Raw genomic sequence first — 17149 nt, 5'->3', positions numbered from 1 at the left:
ACTGCTCGGCTGTGTGTTCGACGTCGTCGGGATAGACGTCGGAGGGATAGATGGAGTCATTCATCTGAATACTCCGCGCAGTAGACGGACCGGGACACGACGATCCCGGGCGCGGAGTTACCTGTCGAACCAGAATAGCGTCAGATCTTGTAGACGCGCTCCGCTGTCGCCGTGGACGCTGCCGCCAGCGTCTGCGGATCCTCGCCGCGGATGTCTGCGAGTGCACGCACTGTGTATGGCAGGCAGTACGACTCGTTGGGCGCACCGCGGAACGGGTGCGGCGTCAAGAACGGCGCATCCGTCTCGACGATCAGCTGATCCGACGGCACCAACAACGCGGCCTCACGCAGCGCCTTCGCATTCTTGAAACTCACGGTTCCCGAAAAACTCAACACGTACCCGGCGGCGATGCACTCCCGCGCCATCTCCGAATCCGAGGAGAAGCAGTGGAACACCACTGTCTCCGGCGCGCCTTCCTCGTTCAGCACCCGCAGCAAGTCCTGGTCGGCTTCGCGGTTGTGAATCATCAGCGTCTTACCGAGACGCTTCGCGAGGTCGATGTGCCACCGGAAGCCGTCGACCTGCTCCTCGATCGTGGCGCACCCTTCGAGCTTGCCTGGCCAGTAGAGATCCAGCCCGGTCTCCCCCACCGCGACGACCCGCGGATCGGACGCCAACCGTTCGATCTCGGCCCTGGTGTCGGCATCCAGGACGTTCGCCCTGGTCGGATGGATTGCGACGGCTGCGTAAACCCTCGAATCCCAGTTCGCAGCGTCGACGGCAAAGCGTGCAGCATCGAGGTCGTCGGCCACCGTGACGACCCGTCCGACGCCGACGGCCTCGGCTCGATCGACTATTTCGGCCACGGTCGCAGCGTCGTGTGCGCCGCACGCGTCGAGGTGTGTATGGGCGTCGATCAGAGGCGACAAGGGCTCAGGGGCATCGGGGGCGGGACGGTCTTTGCTCACGCCCGATAGAGTAAGCCCACCATGACTGTGCCTGCCTCACCCTCCCAGACCCCGCGCCCGGACTCCGCCGCCCCGGAAGGCGCGGAACGATCGCCGTTCTACATCACGACAGCGATCGCGTATCCCAACGGCGCTCCGCACATCGGCCACGCGTACGAGTACATCTCCTCGGACGCGCTTGCCCGCTTCAAGCGTTTGGACGGTCATGAAGTGTTCTTCATGACCGGTACCGACGAGCACGGTCTGAAGATGCAGCAGACAGCGATCAAAGAGGGCATCGACGTACGCGAACTCGCGGCTCGCAACTCCGACGTGTTCCAGAACCTCGACAAGGTCCTGAACGTCTCGTACGACCGGTTCATCCGCACCACGGACGCTGATCACCAGGTCGCCAGCAAGGCGATCTGGGAGAAGATGGCCGCATCGGGCGACATCTACCTCGACACGTACTCGGGTTGGTACTCGGTTCGGGACGAGGCCTTCTACACCGAAGCCGAGACCACGCTTCTGGAGGACGGCACCCGTCAGTCCACCGAGACCGGCACCCCGGTGGAGTGGACCGAGGAGTCGAACTACACCTTCCGTCTCTCGGCGTACGGGGAGCGTCTCCTCGCGCTGTATGAAGAGCACCCCGAATTCATCGCCCCCACGACTCGCCGCAACGAGATCGTCAGCTTCGTCAAGGGCGGCCTCAAGGACATCTCGATCTCGCGCACCACGTTCGACTGGGGCGTCAAGGTGCCGGGCGACCCGGACCACGTCATGTACGTCTGGGTAGACGCCCTCACCAACTACCTGACGGGCGTCGGATACCCGAACGTCGATTCGGAGGAGTTCAAGAAGTTCTGGCCCGCGAGCCTGCACATCATCGGCAAGGACATCACGCGGTTCCACACCGTGTACTGGCCGGCATTCCTCATGTCTGCCGGCATCGAACTGCCGGAGCGGGTGTTCGTCCACGGCTTCTTGTACAACAAGGGCGAGAAGATGTCGAAGTCCGTCGGCAACGTCGTCGACCCCATCGCGATGGTCGATCAGTACGGCCTCGACGCGGTCCGCTTCTTCTTGCTCCGCGAGATCTCGTACGGTCAGGACGGCAGCTACAGTCACGAAGCGATCGTGACGCGCATGAACGCTGATCTCTCGAACGAACTCGGCAATCTCGCGCAGCGTTCGCTGACGATGGTCGCGAAGAACTGCGACGCCCAGGTACCCACCCCCGGCGAGTTCACCGAGGACGACCTGGCGATGCTGGCATCGGCGGATGCCCTGCTTGCCAAGTGCCGCAGCGAGTTCGACGTGCAGGCTCTGCATCTCGCACTGGAAGCCATCTGGGGCGTTCTCGGCGAGACCAACCGGTACTTCTCCAAGCAGGAACCGTGGGTTCTGCGTAAGACCGATCCGGCACGCATGGCGACGGTTCTGTACGTGACGCTCGAAGTGGTCCGTATCGTCGGGCTTCTCGTTCAGCCGGTGATGCCCGACGCGGCGTCACGCATCCTCGATCTGCTCGGCCAGAGCGAAGAGAACCGGCAGTTCGCCGACATCGCGGTTCGCATCGACGCCAACCGGAAACTGCCTGCTCCGGCGCCAGTTTTCCCCCGCTTCGTCGAGGAATGAGCTAAGCGAGAGTGCCGCACGTGGGGTCCGAGATATCCGGTTACAGGCGGATGTGTCGGACCCCACGTGCACACTCCAGCCATGACGACGAATAGAACATACATTCGAACCAGCGCTTCGGCGCAGACACTGCCATGGAACGGAGCGCGGGTGTCCACTCAGGAGGTCAGCCCTCAATCCGTTTCCGCGGTGCGAGATCTCGTTTCCGAACTGTCCGCGGCGTACGACCGCGGATGGCAGCCGGCGGATCTGATTCATCTGGCGCGTCGAAGCAAAGAAGCGTCCGACGCCGATCTCGCCGCCACCACCATCCTGTTCGATGCGAAAGCGTCGCGCGCCTCCGATCGCGCACCGCTCGAATGGGTGGGGCAGTTGCAGACGATCGGCGAGCAGTATGCGAAGTCTCGACGCATCGCTTCTCGAATCACCGTGGACGACGACGTTTTTCGCTCCCTCGCGGCCGGCCTTCTGTTCCAGGATCCCTACTTCCTTGTTTCGCAGATCGTCGACGTTGCGCGATCGTGGATGCGCCTACCTCAGTGGACGGTGTTGCTCGCGCCACCATCCACCTGGCCGTCGCAACGGACCGACACCAGCTATGCCGGCGTCGGCGATACCGAGGTCGACGCCAAGGTACTCAAGCGAATTCGTGGATTACTCGCCAAAGCGGAAGCCACCAACTTCGCGGAAGAAGCCGAGATTTTCACCGCGAAGGCTCAGGAGTTGATGACCCGGTACGCCATCGATTCCGCGCTGCTCCACTCTCGCGCCGGGGTCACCGACACATCCGTGAATGCCCGACGCATTCACATCGAGAACCCGTACGTGAAGGAAAAGGTTCACCTCCTGACCGAGATCGGCGAATCGAATCGAGTCAGGACTGTCTGGTTCAGCGACATCGCACTCGCGACCGTCGTCGGCACTCCGGTCGACCTTCAGCAAGTCGACATGCTGTTCACTTCCTTGCTCGTACAGGCAACCCGTGCAATGCAATTCGCCGACTCGAGCAATCGTGGCGGCTCACGCACCACCTCGTTCCGCAAGGGATTCCTGGCCGGGTTCGCCAGCCGCATCGGACACCGTCTGCGAGACGCCGGCACCAAAGCCACCGCCGAAGCGGCCGACGCGGCATCGATGGACGTCGCGGATCTTCTGCCGATCCTGGCCACCACTTCCGAGGCCGTCGACGCCGAATTCGATCGATTGTTCCCGACAACCCGCAAAACTCGCGGACGGTCCGTCGACGCCGAAGGCTGGCACGCCGGCCAGGCTGCAGCCGACGACGCCAACCTGCGTCCCGGCGCACCCGCCGTGAACCGCTCCCGCTAGTCCTTTCGAGCGGCCAGGACCGTCTCGTACAACTCACGCTTGGAGACTCCGGCCGTTGCGACCAGAGCACACGCGTCCTTCAATCGTGCTCCCCCCTCAACCAGCCTTTCCACCTCGTCGACCAGATCGGCAGGATCAGATGCCACCAGCACTGCGCCTTCGAGCACCACCGTGATCTCTCCGCGAACGCCCTCGGCCGCCCAAGTAGCTAACTCTCCGAGAGTGCCGCGCTTCACTTCCTCGTAGGTCTTGGTCAATTCCCGGCACACGGCCGCGCGGCGATCGGGCCCGAGAACTTCCACCGCATCTGCGAGGCAGTCCGCAAGGCGATGGGGTGCTTCGAAGAACACACACGCTCGCTGCTCGGTTGCCAGGGCCGAAAGCCAGGTCTTGCGCTGCCCCTGCTTTCGCGGTGGGAACCCGTCGAAGCAGAACCGCTCCACCGGCAAACCCGAGAGTGCCAGCGCCGTCGTGACCGCCGACGGGCCCGGGAGACACGTGACGGCGAGGTTCTCGGCTACGCAGGCGGCAACGAGGCGATATCCGGGGTCGCTGACCGACGGCATGCCTGCATCGGTGACCAGCAGGACGGTCTTGCCTTCGGCCACGTCGGCGACCAACGCGGGCAGCCGCGAAATCTCGACCTGATCGTAGAAACTGACGATCTTCCCGGTGATGGTTACCTCGAGCGCGGACGCCAGAGACTTGGTGCGTCGTGTGTCCTCCGCAGCGACGACGTCGGCGGTTGCGAGAGCAGACCGAAGACGCGGGGATGCGTCACCGACATCTCCCATGGGTGTTGCGGCGAGTACCAAACGACCAGTCATACCTGACAGCCTACGATTGCCAGGTGACTGTGCAGACGGACGAGCGGCCAACGCCCGCCACGAGCGATCGGGTAGTGCGTAGTCCCGGCCCGCTGGTACCGGATCCTGATTTCGGCCCGACCGACAGATTGCGCGGCTGGATCGTCACCGCTTTCATCACCGCCATCGCGGCGATCACCCGCTTCACGATGCTCGCCTACCCGACCGACGCCGGCACACCTGTATTCGACGAGAAGCACTACGTTCCGCAGGGCTGGCAAGTTCTGACCGGCGGTGGCATCGAGGACAATCCCGGTTACGGATTGGTGGTGCACCCGCCGATCGGTAAGCAGATGATCGCGATCGGCGAAGCACTCTTCGGTTACAACGGTTGGGGGTGGCGATTCTCGTCAGCCCTGGTCGGGACGCTGATGGTCCTGCTGATCATCCGGATCGTCCGCCGCATGACGCGGTCCACGCTGATCGGGGCGATTGCCGGAATCCTGCTCATCGTGGACGGCGTCACCTTCGTCTCCTCACGCCTCGGGATGCTCGACATCTTCCTGGCATTCTTCGTCCTCGCCGCCCTCGGATGCCTGGTGGTCGATCGCGACCAAGTCCGCGAACGAATGGCGAAGGTGTACGAGGAAGGTCGAATCGGCGATTCCGCCTGGGGTCCACGGCTGGGTTTCCGGTGGTGGAGGTTCGGCGCCGGCATCCTGCTCGGTCTGGCATGCGGAACCAAGTGGTCCGGCATGTACTTCATTCTGTTCTTCGGATTGCTCAGTGTTGCCTTCGACCTGTCAGCGCGCCGCGCATACCGCGTGCAGCGCCCCTGGGTCGGCACCGCAGTTCGCGACATCGGTCCGGCTCTGTATGCGCTGGTGGTCATTCCGCTCGGTGTGTACCTCGCGAGCTACTGGGCCTGGTTCACCAGCGAGACCGGCGTGGACCGTCACGCCGTCGGTAACGAGATCGGTGAGGGCGGCACGTGGAGCTTCATTCCCTCCGCACTGCGTTCACTCTGGTACTACAGCGGAAACGTTCTCCAGTTCCATGCCGGTCTGACCAACTCCGCCGGAAACCACCACCCGTGGGAGTCGAAACCGTGGACGTGGCCGATGGGGCTACGACCGATGCTCTACTACTACGCCGACGGCGAGCAGGTCACCGGTTGCGGGGCCGCCAGCTGCGTCAAGGCCGTGATGCTGATCGGCACACCGGCGATGTGGTGGCTGGCACTACCGATGTTGGCGTGGGCGATCTGGCAGACGTTCGTACGCAGGGACTGGCGATACGCCGTGGTCCTGACGGGCTACGGCGCCGCTTACCTTCCGTGGTTCGCGACGCTCGACCGCCAGATGTACTACTTCTACGCAGTTGCACTCGCCCCGTTCATGGTCATGGGATTTGCGCTGGTCCTCGGCGATGTTCTGGGCAAGGCGAGCGCGTCCGTCGAGCGTCGTACCACCGGACTTCTTGCGGTCAGTCTGTACATCGGTCTGGTCGTGGCCAACTTCGTCTACCTCTGGCCGATACTCACCGCCATGCCGATCACGCCGGAATCGTGGCAGAACCATCTGTGGCTGCCTAGCTGGAAATAGTGGGACAGACGAAGGAGGCACCGAACCTGGTTCGGTGCCTCCTTCGTTTCACGATTACTCTGCCGGCTTACCGACGCGACGTCCCCGCCTCGGGCGTAGGAGAGCACGTTTCTGCTCTTTCGCCGCAATGATGATCGGGTCGTGCGAAAGATCCTTGTACAGCGAGAAGCACAGTCCGATCATGACCAGCACGAACGGCGCCGCAGCGATGATCGTCATGGTCTGCAAGCCGTCGAGCGCTTCGGAGCCACCGGTCCACAGCAGAAGCGCCGCGACGCCACCGGTCAACATGCCCCAGAAGACCACAACCCAGCGACTCGGTTCGAGCGTTCCGCGCTGCGAGAGCGTCCCCATCACCATCGACGCAGCGTCTGCGCCGGAAACGAAGAACACTGCCACGAGCAGCATGACGAGGACAGTCGTCACTCCGGCCAACGGCAGATTGTCGAGCATGCCGAACAGTTGAGCCTCTTCCGAGCCTCGGCCGGACAAGCCGATTCCGTCACGTTCCTCGCCGATGCCTGCGCCGCCGAAGATCGCGAACCAGAGCAAGCTGACAGTCGTGGGAACGGCGATGACGCCGACGATGAACTGGCGGATCGTGCGGCCGCGGCTGATGCGTGCCAGGAACATGCCGACGAACGGCGTCCAAGACACCCACCATGCCCAGTAGAAGATCGTCCACGACGAAAGCCACGCGCCCGTTTCAGGATTCGACGATGCACCCGTGCGGGCGGACATCTGGGCGAGGTCGGAAACGTATGCGCCAATGGTCGTCGGGAGCAGATTGAGAATCAGCACGGTCGGCCCGAGAACGAACACGAACAGCGCCAAGATCAGCGCGAGCACCATGTTGATGTTGGAGAGCCACTGAATTCCCTTGGCCACACCGGAAACTGCCGAAGCGACGAATGCCAGGGTCAGCACCGCAACGATAGCCACGAGCAGGAATACGCCGGCTTCTTCCATCCAGCCGACTACCTCGAAACCGGAGCCGATCTGAAGTGCGCCGAGCCCCAAAGATGCTGCGGTACCAAAAAGTGTGGCAAAGATCGCCAGGATGTCGATGACCTTGCCGATCGGCCCTTCGGCCTTGCGACCGAGCAACGGAATGAAGGCCGAACTGAACAGTTGCTTGCGTCCTCGGCGATACGACCCGTATGCAATGGCAAGGCCCACAACGGCATACATCGCCCAAGGATGAAGACCCCAGTGAAACATGGTGGTGGCCATGGCAGTTCCGACGCCACCGTCGGTGCCGGGAGGCGGAGTCACGTAGTGCGCAAGCGGTTCCGCGACACCGAAGAACATGAGGCCGATCCCCATGCCGGCGCTGAACATCATCGCGATCCAGCTGACGGTTCGGAACTCGGGCTTCTCACCGTCCTTGCCCAGCGGAATGTCGCCGAATCGACTGACCGCGAGGTAGATGGAAAACAGCACGAAAGCCGAAGCTGCGAGTACGAAGAGCCAGCCGATGTTCGTCACCAACCAGCCGAGAACACTTCCGGTTACCGAATCGAGGTTGTCGGGAGCTACGAGGCCCCACACGACAATAGCCAGCACCGCTGCGGCCGCCACGGAAAACACCACGTAGTCGGTCCGAACGCCTACTCGAGTAAAGCCCGTCTCCGGGCGCTCTTCGTTGGCCCCGGAATCTTGTTCGGATCGATCAGATTTCGTCACCATAGATGACTACGTTCGTCACTTTATGGGCCAAAAGCAAGCCGGAAGGCGGGCCCAACGTCCGTTGAACCCGCCTTCTCACCCCGATCAAGCTGCGGTTTTAACCCAACCGTTGCCCTTGCCGATCAATCCGTCGATGCTGATGCGTCCTGCGCCGATCACAGCGATCAAGAGCGATCCGACACCGAGTGCGACGACGAGTTCGTAGCCACCGTTGTCGATGAAGACACCCTTGTCCGCGTGCACGATGAAGAACGCGCCGACCATGTCGAGGAACAGCAGCGCGCCGACGAGCGGGGTCAACAGACCCGCGATGAGCAAGATTCCGCCGCCGAGTTCGATGGATGCAGCCAGAACCGCAGAAATCTTGGGGAGCGGGGCGCCCATCCCTTCGAACGCAGCCTGCGTTCCGGCGATCTTGTAGGTGAAGAACTTCTGCCAGCCGTGGGCGATGAAGATGATCCCGAGGCCGACACGGGCGATGAGGAGTCCGAGGTCACGAGCAATCGACGAATTCATGAGCCAAGACTGACAGCTTTAAGTTGAAGCGTCAACTTAAACATTGTGTCATGCACCTCTCAATGCCGACTCCACCATGGCGACGATCTCACTGTCGGAGTACCCGAGCGAGCGGACCCTATGCGCAAACGCGGTCGCCGCCTGCTCGGCCTGCGCCTGCACCGGATCGGTCCCCGAAGCGATGAATGTCCCTTGCTTTCCCCTCGTTTCGATGACGCCCTGATCGCTGAGCGCGCGATAAGCCTTCGCGACGGTGTTGGCCGCCAATCCCAGCTCCGAGGCCAACGCTCGCACCGTCGGGATCTTGGTTCCCGCGATCAATCCGCCACCGTGAACCTGCTCGATAATCTGTTGCCGCAGTTGGTCGTACGGAGCTGTGGAGGAATCGTGTTCGATTGCGATCTTCATCGTCACCCTCGTCATATCTTCTCGGTCACAAGCCCTCGATCGCCTCGCGGATCGTATGCGGGCCGGAGGTCAGAACCAATGTCTTGCCGACGCTGGACGGCGCATCGATGAGCGCTTCGACGACCGCGGCTACATCGGCTCGAGGCACAGAGCCTCGATCGACGGGCGGCTGCGCAAGCAATACTTCGCCGGTCGGGTCGTCGTCCGTCAGAAGGCCTGGCCGAAGAATCGTCCAATCCAGCGAAGACCTTGTCTTCAGGTCTTCCTCCGCTGCCGTCTTCGCCCGCAGGTAGGCGGCAAAAACCTCGTCGGTGTTCTCCGGTATTTCGTCACCAGCACCCATGGCGCTGATCTGAATGAACCGACGCACTCCCGCTTTCTCGGCGGCATCGGCCAACAGCACCGCCGCAGCTCGGTCGACGGAGTCCTTGCGCTCGATCGAGCTACCAGGTCCGGCGCCCGCGGCGAAGACCGCGACGTCGGCACCGTCGAGTACCTTCGCAACTTCCTCGACCGTGGAGGATTCCAGATCGATCACCACGGGGAACGCGCCGAGTGTGCGGACCGCACCCTCGTGCGCGGAGTTGCGGATCAGCGCTACCGGCCGATCACCATGTCCTGCCAGCAGGTACGTCAGGTGCTGCGCGATCTTGCCGTGCCCGCCGGCAATGACCACGCGTCGTTCGTCCACACTTCGATGTTCCGTCATCGTTTTCTCCTCACACGTCGGTACTTCAAGTGCAGCACTCCGGAGCGGCCCGTTGTTCCCCTGTTTGTCCCACGAGTTCGGACGCAGAGGCACAATGACGAACATGGCATCTGCAACCATCTTCCACAATCAACGGTGCAACACCTCGCGGACCGTTCTCGGGCTCATCCGGGAAGCCGGCATCGAACCCACCATCGTCAAGTACCTCGATACTCCGCCTACCCGATCCGAGCTGGAAAAACTCATCGCCGACGCCGGCCTCGAGCCCAGTCAAGCGGTTCGCAAGCGCGAAACGCAGTACAAGGACCTCGGACTCGCCGACGCTTCCGAATCCGAGATCCTCGACGCGATGATCGAGCACCCAATTCTGATCGAACGCCCATTCGTCGTCACTGACAAGGGCACGGTGCTCGCGCGTCCGGCAGCCAAGGTGGAAGAGATTCTCTGACGTCTACCGCTCACAGCGGATCGCGGGCGATCGGGCAGGACATGCAGCGAGGTCCACCGCGACCGGAGCCCAGTTCGGAACCCGCGATTCGCAAAACCTCGATACCCGAGGCCTCCAGCCTGGCATTCGTTTCGACGTTGCGCTCGTAAGCGACGACGACGCCCGGTTCGACGGCCAACGTGTTGTTGCCGTCGTCCCATTGCTCACGCTCGGCAGTGACCGTGTCGAGTCCGGTGTCGATCACTCGAAGTTTTCCGATTCCCATGGCGTCGGCTGCCGCTTCGAGGAACGGCGTCGCACCGCGAATACTCACCCCGTCGTCTTCCTTGCGAAGGGTGAACGCTGCCAATGTGTCCTGAATGGCCGGATACATGACGACCGCGTCGGCCTCGACCATGGTGCAGACCGTGTCGAGATGCATCGACGCTCGGCGTTGCTCGATCGGAACAACCAACACCGTGTGGGCGAGACCGTCGTCGAACACGCTACGCGCCAATGCTTCTGCGCCGGCGGGTGACGTACGTTCACCGACACCGATCGCGATCACCCCAGGCGCGAGAAGCAGCACGTCACCTCCCTCGACAGGAGCCGTGTGCGACTCGTACGCGCGGCGCACTCCCTTGAATCGAGGGTGATGCGCGTAGACCAGATCCGTGATCGAGGATTCGCGAGCTCGCGCTGACAACGCCAAGGACGTGATGATGACCCGTGGCCCGACCCAGAACGACGAATCGCGGGTGAAGAGCAAGTTGGGCAGCGGGTCGATCACGAAGTCACCGCCGTGATGCATCCTGCGCACCAACGAGGTCGAGCCGGCGTCGATCGGCAGCTCGTCGAACGTCATTCCGGCAGTAAGGATCGACGACAGCTCCTTCGGTTCTACCTTTCGCAGGTACGCAGCCAGGTGTTGTCCGAGCGCGTGGCCGATCTTGCGTGCGTCGACGGCGGCCGCGATTCCCTGGATCCTCGCTGCGCCACTGACCTCGAGCGCCTCGGTGAGGAGATCGGACAAAAGCAGTACCTCGACGCCACGCTCACGAAGGACGGTCGCAAACTGATCGTGTTCTTCCTGCGCGCGGTCCACCCACGGCAACGCGTCGAACAGCAGCTCGTCGTTGTTGCGCGGAGTCAATCGTTTCAACTCGTCGCCCGGACGATGAAGAATGACCGATCGCAATCGGCCCACCTCGGAATCGACACCGAGGGGGACGGAGCCAGAAGCGTTCATGAGTGAACACTAATCCCGTAGGCCCCACCCAGCAGGGATGAGCAGCTGCCATATCTTCCCGCGTAACGTCTGATCCGACGCAGGCGAGAGGACCACGCAATGAGTAGTACGGATCAGGCGGCGCTGGGTGGCGCCGGAATCGACAGGTTCACCGGGCGCTGGGTCGGCGCTGGAGCCGGACATTTCCCCACCATCGACGACTTCGAGTACTCCGAGGAGATCGAGTTCGCTCCGACACCGAAACCGTTTGTCACCTACTCGTCGCGCACTCGAGGGCTCCCCGACGGCCGACCACTTCACATGGAATCGGGATACCTGCGCCCGACACCTGGTGGTGAGCTCGAACTGCTGGTCAGCCAGCCCACCGGATTTGTCGAGATCCATCGCGGCACCGTCGACTCCGAAGGCACTCTCGCCTTGACCCGTCTCACGCTCGCAGCATCGCCCGACGCAAAACCGGTTCACGACGTCCGGCGAGTCATGCGCGTCCAAGGCGACACCCTGACCTACGACTTGTGGATGGCGCACGGCGACACCCCGCTGACGCATCATCTCCACGCCACCCTCCACCGGGCGACGGACCGGTAGTCGCCATGGAGATGCCGTCGTGGAAAGCCAAGGAACTTACGCCCGGCCAGCTCTCCGAGCGCAGCGGTGTCGCCGTCTCGGCCCTGCATTTCTACGAACGAGAAGGCCTCATCGTCAGTCGCCGGACCAGCGGCAACCAGCGTCGATACCAACGAGACACGCTTCGACGCGTCGCCTTCATCCGAATCTCGCAACGCGTCGGCATTCCGCTGTCGGAAATCCGGGAAGCCCTCGGCACACTTCCTGAAGGCCGTACCCCGAACCGCGCAGATTGGGAACGGTTGTCGACCGGATGGCGGCGCCACCTCGATCTCCGCATCGAGCAACTGGAACGACTACGCGACAATCTCACCGGTTGCATAGGTTGCGGGTGTCTCTCACTGGAGGGATGCGCCCTCGCAAACCCTCACGATCAACTCGCTGCCGCCGGCCCAGGTGCACGCGTTCTGGAGGTGGATTTCGGCGCCGACTCAGGCGAGAAATGACTCGACAGCGTCCCGATCGCGCCCCAGCAAGTCCTCGACGGTCTTCTTCAGCAACTTCTCGATCTGGCCGCCGATAATCGGCATCTTCACTTCGGCCGTCCCGTCGACGACCAGTCGCGTGCGGGACTCGGCGGCGGTGAGGTCGAGCGTCGTCTCGATTCGTATCGGCAGTCCGTGCGCGATCCCGGTGACCGACCCTGCGGCCTTCCCGTCAGACAGAGGCCCCCAGTGGTCGACCCGTTTCAGACCCAGTCGACTCGGCGCAACCTTGGCGACCAGGGTCGGGAGGGAGGCAGAGTCGATTTCCTCGGACACGGATACTTCGATCGATCCGTCTCCAACTTCGATGTCCGAGGTGGCATAAAGGTCTCCGAGTCGGACTTTCCAATAACTCGGGTCAGTCAAAGTTCGATGCACGTCGTCGATCGGATATTTGAATTCGATATCGAAGTGAAAACTCTTCGGCATGACTTTGGTCCCTATTCGACTAGATAAAAGTCCCGTCGGAGTTAATGCTCATCGCTTGAGCAATTTACTGAACTGGTCGTTCGCTTTTTGCATCACGAACTCGTAAGGCGGGGCGAATTTGCGGGCCCACCAGTATCCGAATCGAATGTCATTGGACGTATACACGAGGTACGTGTTCTTCTCGATTCCCCGCAGAATGCACGAGGCCACCTTCTCCGGGGAGACCGCGCGCTTCTCGAACCGGTGCGTGAGCTTTTTGACCCGCGGGTCATCCCGGTCGATACCCGCGATCTCCACGGTTCCCACCAAAGGCGTCTTCACCCCACCAGGCACAACCAGACTGACGCCGATTCCGTGCCGCTTCAGATCGAATCGCAGCACCTCGGAGACCCCACGAAGGCCGAACTTGCTCGCACTGTAAGCGGCATGCCACGGCAGTGCCAAGAGCCCAGCGGCCGAAGACACATTGACCAGGTGCCCACCCTTGCCGGCGCGGATCATGGGCGGAACGAACGTCTCCATGACATGGATCGGTCCCATCAGGTTGACGTCAACCATCGACTTCCAGTGCCGATGCTCGAGGTTCTCGATAGTTCCCCACGCTGAAATGCCGGCGATATTCATGACGACATCCATCGGAGAGAATTGAGTGTGAATCTCGGTACCGAATTTCACAACCTCGTCGTAATCCGAGATATCGAGTGCCTTGGCCAAACTGACCGTGCCGCCTCCGGCACCAACCATTGCGGCAGTCTCTTGCAATCCACGGTCGTTGATATCAGTGAGAAACAATTCGGCTCCGGCCTCGGATGCCCGCAGTGCAGTTGCGCGTCCTATCCCACTACCAGCGCCGGTGATCAGGCATTTCTTACCCTCGAGCGACCTTACTGACATGGATCGACACTCCCCCGCACTCGTACTGTGGACATGCGGGAAAGTCTACGCACGCGTTGTGCGGCCGCCCCGAAACACGCATTGCGGCCGTGAGCATGCCAGAACCCACGACCTCGGCGGCAGCCGCCGAACCCACCGACAGCTACAGACGCTGAGCCATCTGCTCTTGATAGCCCCTGACCGTACGGTCGAGTTCTTCCGCCGCTACATCGTCCCCACGCTTGCGTGCGTCGTGGGCTCGATCCTGGATTTCACGGATCGCGCGGCGCAGTTCGTCATCGCTCATCGTGTGTTTCATATCACAATTCTGCACCTACGCAGGGGGTTTAGCTAGCGCAGATTGCATTCCGGCAAACCGTTCAAGGTTCAACCCCGAAGTGATTCGAGCAACATCGCGAACAGTCGCCATAATTGCAACCGCATCGCTCCACACCATCACTGAACTGCGGTTTTCCTTTCGGAACACATATGAAAAACCAGGCTAACGCTTAGCTAATATCGCCAAAACGGGTGAAAGGTTTGATACTGGGCACATTAACCAAGTAATGGAAGGTTCGAATAGCGCGACCGTAGCTGCACAATCTTCGTGCGGCCGATACTCAATGTGCGCTGAGACATAGCTGAGCACTCAATGGCCGAACGAATCGAATCTCGGACACATTTGACAACTGGTCCACTAAACAGACTACGGTGAGCTACCGATCGGTTATCCGCGTGATACCGTAGGATTCACTGAACGGACAATTGCTAGCTAGAGAGGATTACGGGGCGGTTCACAATGGCTGACTTTGCAGAACGATTGAACAAACTGTTCGACAGTGTTCATCCTCCGGGGCGCAAACCCCACACCAACGCCGAGGTTGCGGCAGCGCTCATCGAAGACGGCCATCAGATCTCCAAGCCGTACATCTCGCAGCTTCGCTCGGGACAGCGCACCAACCCCTCGGACGAGACAGTCGCTGCGTTCGCCCGGTTCTTCAAGGTGAAGCCCGACTACTTCTTCAACGACATCTACGCTGCCAAGATCGATCACGACCTCGAACTGCTCTCGCAGCTCCAAGGTTACGGCCTTCGCCGCCTCTCGAGCCGCGCATTCGACCTGTCGGAAGAATCGCAGAATCTGCTCACCACGATGGCTGAAAAGCTCCGCGCGAGTGAGGGTTTGCCAGAGGTTCCGCCCGACGCGTCACGCTGATGCAAATGTGCTGAAGCACTGAATTGACATGGAGTAGGTCGACTACGAACGTCGACCTACTTTTGTCGTTTCATCGAGTTCCTTCGCCAACAACAACACCCATCGGCGCGCCGACATCTTCTCAGGTGGCGCAATCCATCTGGTGTCCAACACATCCGAGGCCAATGGATCCGCGATCCACCCCGCAAGTATTCCTGCATGGGCGGTAACTGCCCGGGGCGGTTCCTGACCACCGACGTCGAACATCCCGGCGCCGGACTGTATGTACATCGCATCCATGATCTGAGCGATCATGTCCGATGCCCGGAGTACTGACGTACTTCCGGCACTGTCCGCGTCGACAACCTCGGGGAATCGCTTGACGAGAAGCGCGTGCATCCGCCGCAGCCGGTACAGATCTCGTCGGGCACGTAACCAGGTCTCGAGAAGCACCCACGTGATGCCCAGCGCTATCAGAACACTCGAGGCAGCGATGAACCACACCCCTGCGCCCGTCCAGATATCCGATTCGAGTGCGCTGGTGCCACCGATCGATTCGACCAGCATCACGACGACCACGACAAGCAAGACCGACGAACCTGTCACGATCAATGCGATACCGCGACCCAACGGCGCCCAGGCAACGTGCCGTAGCCCCGTCGAAATGACAAGGGACAGAGCGACAATGATAAAGATCAGGGCCGGCGCTGGGTATCCGAAAAGAACCGCGATCGCCACCAGGAGCCCCACCGAGTACAGCACCGTGGCGAGGCCGCGCATAGCTGGACGCGACATCACCGGCCAGGCAGACACGGCGCCGACTGCACTGGCCGCAGACAACGCGGTCCACAAGACGATGACGATCATCGCTGCGGCATGTTGCTCCGGCGCAATTCGATCGACGATGTCCCACACCGCAGGCACCATGACCGTCGACGACAATGCGACCGAGAAGCCTGCGAAGACCATCGACATTCGCAACGGCGTCGCGGTGCGCGCGACAACTCGACCCAGTCTCGCGCCGGCTGCAACCCAGACGAGAAGGGCCACAGCCCAAAAGATCATCCGATCGCCTCGTCGTACCGCAACACCGACAGCGGTGTCCCACGGCCACTCATCGTTCGCAGACGCATGATCAACATCGAAGCGAACGTCTCGGCTTCCCACTCCGCGATGTCATCCATCGGCACGGGTTCGTTGCGCCGCAGAGAACGTTGACTCAACATGTAGGCGATCAAATCGTCACTGACCTCGAGCGTCGCCTCGGCGATCTCGGCACCTTCGTGACGAAACACTATGTGCCCCAACTCATGTGCCAGAGTCCGCTCGACATTGGGTAGTCCGGGAGCCAAGACGATGACGTCGTGGTCGTCGTAGGCCCGGCGTTGACCGCACACTCCGGTGGCGAGCGGGGTTTCCAGATCGATCTCGATCGGGCGCCCACGCTCTCGGGCGACTGTCTGCACCACCGTAAGCAGTGACACAGCCTCCGACGACGCTGCTGCGTCACATACGGCATCCACCGCGGCCAGAACGCGGCGATGTGAACGTCTGTCCGGCACGACTCACGCACCTCCCTGTGATCCGGGTGCCAGGAATTCGGCACGTGCGGCAGCCAAACGTGCCTTCTGCAACGATGCTCCGCGGAAAGTCATTGCTCCCGCACCCGCCGCTACGACTGCCATTCCGCCCACACCGCCTGCGACGGCGGCAGCGTTGAGAATCGGCGGAAGGCCTTGAGTGAACGCCGTCGGGAATGCCTGCGGGTTCTCACTGGGACTCGCGACGTTCGGAGCGTTCGACGGTACCTGGGGAGCTACGGGTGCCGGTGCGGCCAGAACCTCGGGCGCGGACGGTGCTGCGACTGCGCCCGGCGCAGCGTTCGCCGGTCCACCGGCAGAGGGTGCAGGTGCTCCGCCGCCCGCTGACGGCCCCTGCGGATCAGACGGTCCAGCCGGCGGAACCGCGGCCTCCGAGGATGGCTCGGAACTCGACTGCGACTCGGAAGGGGACTGCGTCGTCTCGGAGGCTGCTTCGCTAGATGAACTCTCAGTCTGCGAAGTTGCGTTGGTCGCAGGGGAAGCGCTGCTGCTCGGACGTTGCGACGCCGAAGGGTTGGTCGAGGCCTCAGTTGTCGTGGGCTCAGTCGTCGTGGTCGGCTCAGTCGTCGTGGTCGGCTCAGTCGTCGTGGGCTCAGTCGTCGTGGGCTCAGTCG

At 62.0% G+C, this 17149-nt stretch carries 19 protein-coding genes and 1 pseudogene; 8 read left to right on the top strand and 12 right to left on the bottom strand.

All coding sequences use genetic code 11. The features are described 5' to 3' along the window. Positions 1-140: 140 nt before the first annotated feature. Positions 141-968: a TatD family hydrolase gene (locus QM596_RS07915; RefSeq protein ID WP_133727881.1), complete on the bottom strand. Its 828-nt coding sequence runs from the start codon at positions 966-968 to the stop codon at positions 141-143. A 21-nt stretch (positions 969-989) separates the two neighbouring features. Here QM596_RS07915 and metG point away from each other — a divergent pair, with 21 nt between their 5' ends. Together metG and QM596_RS07905 are read left to right on the top strand one after the other, a co-directional pair. Then, entirely contained in the window at positions 990-2588 is a 1599-nt protein-coding gene (gene metG / locus QM596_RS07910; protein ID WP_070385507.1) for a methionine--tRNA ligase, read from the top strand. Positions 2589-2669: 81 nt separating this feature from the next. After that, positions 2670-3917 carry a DUF2786 domain-containing protein gene (locus tag QM596_RS07905; protein ID WP_202022975.1) on the top strand — a complete coding sequence of 416 codons (1248 nt, stop codon included), beginning with the start codon at positions 2670-2672 and terminating at the stop codon, positions 3915-3917. Here the strand turns inward: QM596_RS07905 and rsmI are convergent. Next, complete coding sequence (gene rsmI, locus QM596_RS07900; RefSeq protein ID WP_021332320.1) at positions 3914-4744, bottom strand: 16S rRNA (cytidine(1402)-2'-O)-methyltransferase; 831 nt, start codon at positions 4742-4744, stop codon at positions 3914-3916. The genes QM596_RS07905 and rsmI overlap by 4 nt on opposite strands. 74 nt (positions 4745-4818) lie before the next feature. Here rsmI and QM596_RS07895 point away from each other — a divergent pair, with 74 nt between their 5' ends. Further along, the gene (locus tag QM596_RS07895) at positions 4819-6327 is read left to right on the top strand and encodes a dolichyl-phosphate-mannose--protein mannosyltransferase (protein ID WP_019744708.1); all 1509 of its coding nucleotides are present in this window, start codon (positions 4819-4821) and stop codon (positions 6325-6327) included. A gap of 54 nt (positions 6328-6381) precedes the next feature. On the opposite strand, the gene QM596_RS07890 is transcribed toward QM596_RS07895, so the two are convergent. The 4 genes from QM596_RS07890 to QM596_RS07875 form a co-directional block, all read right to left on the bottom strand. Next, a complete protein-coding gene (locus tag QM596_RS07890; protein ID WP_283308592.1) occupies positions 6382-8016 on the bottom strand; it encodes a BCCT family transporter in 1635 nt (544 codons plus the stop codon). Between the two features lie 84 nt (positions 8017-8100). Further along, complete coding sequence (locus QM596_RS07885) at positions 8101-8532, bottom strand: DoxX family protein (RefSeq protein WP_283308590.1); 432 nt, start codon at positions 8530-8532, stop codon at positions 8101-8103. Between the two features lie 48 nt (positions 8533-8580). Further along, a complete protein-coding gene (locus QM596_RS07880) occupies positions 8581-8940 on the bottom strand; it encodes a GntR family transcriptional regulator (RefSeq protein ID WP_020970329.1) in 360 nt (119 codons plus the stop codon). 25 nt (positions 8941-8965) lie between these two features. Next, positions 8966-9649: an SDR family oxidoreductase gene (locus tag QM596_RS07875; protein ID WP_020970330.1), complete on the bottom strand. Its 684-nt coding sequence runs from the start codon at positions 9647-9649 to the stop codon at positions 8966-8968. A gap of 94 nt (positions 9650-9743) precedes the next feature. Here QM596_RS07875 and arsC point away from each other — a divergent pair, with 94 nt between their 5' ends. Then, positions 9744-10097, top strand: a complete 354-nt coding sequence (gene arsC / locus QM596_RS07870; protein ID WP_020970331.1) for an arsenate reductase (glutaredoxin) — start codon at positions 9744-9746, stop codon at positions 10095-10097. Between the two features lie 10 nt (positions 10098-10107). Here arsC and arcA read toward each other — a convergent pair whose 3' ends face one another. Next, positions 10108-11325 carry an arginine deiminase gene (gene arcA, locus QM596_RS07865; RefSeq protein ID WP_019744713.1) on the bottom strand — a complete coding sequence of 406 codons (1218 nt, stop codon included), beginning with the start codon at positions 11323-11325 and terminating at the stop codon, positions 10108-10110. Between the two features lie 99 nt (positions 11326-11424). On the opposite strand from arcA, the gene QM596_RS07860 reads away from it, so the two are divergent. Then, positions 11425-11913, top strand: a complete 489-nt coding sequence (locus QM596_RS07860; RefSeq protein ID WP_020970333.1) for a heme-binding beta-barrel domain-containing protein — start codon at positions 11425-11427, stop codon at positions 11911-11913. 5 nt (positions 11914-11918) lie between these two features. Next, on the top strand, positions 11919-12398 hold the full coding sequence (gene soxR, locus QM596_RS07855) for a redox-sensitive transcriptional activator SoxR (protein WP_019744715.1): 480 nt from the start codon (positions 11919-11921) through the stop codon (positions 12396-12398). Here soxR and QM596_RS07850 read toward each other — a convergent pair. From QM596_RS07850 to QM596_RS07840, 3 genes are all read right to left on the bottom strand, one after another. Next, positions 12384-12866, bottom strand: a complete 483-nt coding sequence (locus tag QM596_RS07850) for a DUF2505 domain-containing protein (protein ID WP_172933042.1) — start codon at positions 12864-12866, stop codon at positions 12384-12386. The two genes, soxR and QM596_RS07850, sit on opposite strands and share 15 nt — an antisense overlap. A 48-nt stretch (positions 12867-12914) precedes the next feature. Then, complete coding sequence (locus QM596_RS07845; protein WP_019744717.1) at positions 12915-13760, bottom strand: SDR family oxidoreductase; 846 nt, start codon at positions 13758-13760, stop codon at positions 12915-12917. Positions 13761-13902: 142 nt separating this feature from the next. Beyond that, entirely contained in the window at positions 13903-14046 is a 144-nt protein-coding gene (locus QM596_RS07840; RefSeq protein ID WP_162267916.1) for a hypothetical protein, read from the bottom strand. A 492-nt stretch (positions 14047-14538) separates the two neighbouring features. Here QM596_RS07840 and QM596_RS07835 point away from each other — a divergent pair, with 492 nt between their 5' ends. Continuing rightward, positions 14539-14955, top strand: coding sequence for a helix-turn-helix domain-containing protein (locus tag QM596_RS07835; protein ID WP_003946231.1), 417 nt, complete (start codon positions 14539-14541; stop codon positions 14953-14955). A 42-nt stretch (positions 14956-14997) separates the two neighbouring features. Here the strand turns inward: QM596_RS07835 and QM596_RS07830 are convergent, their stop codons facing one another. Next, positions 14998-15999: a hypothetical protein gene (locus tag QM596_RS07830; protein ID WP_060939738.1), complete on the bottom strand. Its 1002-nt coding sequence runs from the start codon at positions 15997-15999 to the stop codon at positions 14998-15000. Then, on the bottom strand, positions 15996-16496 hold the full coding sequence (locus QM596_RS07825) for an ImmA/IrrE family metallo-endopeptidase (RefSeq protein ID WP_003946241.1): 501 nt from the start codon (positions 16494-16496) through the stop codon (positions 15996-15998). Before QM596_RS07825 ends, QM596_RS07830 begins: the two co-directional genes overlap by 4 nt. A 178-nt stretch (positions 16497-16674) precedes the next feature. Between QM596_RS07825 and QM596_RS07820 the strand changes: the two are divergent. After that, positions 16675-17149, top strand: a pseudogene (locus QM596_RS07820) (hypothetical protein); the annotation flags it as partial.

The organism is Rhodococcus sp. IEGM 1406, from assembly GCF_030056745.1.
In the GTDB taxonomy this organism is placed as follows: domain Bacteria; phylum Actinomycetota; class Actinomycetes; order Mycobacteriales; family Mycobacteriaceae; genus Rhodococcus_F; species Rhodococcus_F erythropolis.
This window is presented reverse-complemented; position numbering and strand designations above follow the sequence as displayed.

Coding starts and splice junctions, on each gene's coding strand:
- QM596_RS07890 (WP_283308592.1), bottom strand. CDS start 8,016: ATGGTGACGAAATCTGATCGATCCGAACAAGATTCCGGGGCCAACGAA.
- soxR (WP_019744715.1), top strand. CDS start 11,919: ATGGAGATGCCGTCGTGGAAAGCCAAGGAACTTACGCCCGGCCAGCTC.
- arcA (WP_019744713.1), bottom strand. CDS start 11,325: ATGAACGCTTCTGGCTCCGTCCCCCTCGGTGTCGATTCCGAGGTGGGC.
- arsC (WP_020970331.1), top strand. CDS start 9,744: ATGACGAACATGGCATCTGCAACCATCTTCCACAATCAACGGTGCAAC.
- QM596_RS07850 (WP_172933042.1), bottom strand. CDS start 12,866: ATGCCGAAGAGTTTTCACTTCGATATCGAATTCAAATATCCGATCGAC.
- QM596_RS07875 (WP_020970330.1), bottom strand. CDS start 9,649: ATGACGGAACATCGAAGTGTGGACGAACGACGCGTGGTCATTGCCGGC.
- QM596_RS07845 (WP_019744717.1), bottom strand. CDS start 13,760: ATGTCAGTAAGGTCGCTCGAGGGTAAGAAATGCCTGATCACCGGCGCT.
- QM596_RS07905 (WP_202022975.1), top strand. CDS start 2,670: ATGACGACGAATAGAACATACATTCGAACCAGCGCTTCGGCGCAGACA.
- QM596_RS07885 (WP_283308590.1), bottom strand. CDS start 8,532: ATGAATTCGTCGATTGCTCGTGACCTCGGACTCCTCATCGCCCGTGTC.
- metG (WP_070385507.1), top strand. CDS start 990: ATGACTGTGCCTGCCTCACCCTCCCAGACCCCGCGCCCGGACTCCGCC.
- QM596_RS07840 (WP_162267916.1), bottom strand. CDS start 14,046: ATGAGCGATGACGAACTGCGCCGCGCGATCCGTGAAATCCAGGATCGA.
- QM596_RS07830 (WP_060939738.1), bottom strand. CDS start 15,999: ATGATCTTTTGGGCTGTGGCCCTTCTCGTCTGGGTTGCAGCCGGCGCG.
- QM596_RS07860 (WP_020970333.1), top strand. CDS start 11,425: ATGAGTAGTACGGATCAGGCGGCGCTGGGTGGCGCCGGAATCGACAGG.
- QM596_RS07880 (WP_020970329.1), bottom strand. CDS start 8,940: ATGAAGATCGCAATCGAACACGATTCCTCCACAGCTCCGTACGACCAA.
- QM596_RS07835 (WP_003946231.1), top strand. CDS start 14,539: ATGGCTGACTTTGCAGAACGATTGAACAAACTGTTCGACAGTGTTCAT.
- rsmI (WP_021332320.1), bottom strand. CDS start 4,744: ATGACTGGTCGTTTGGTACTCGCCGCAACACCCATGGGAGATGTCGGT.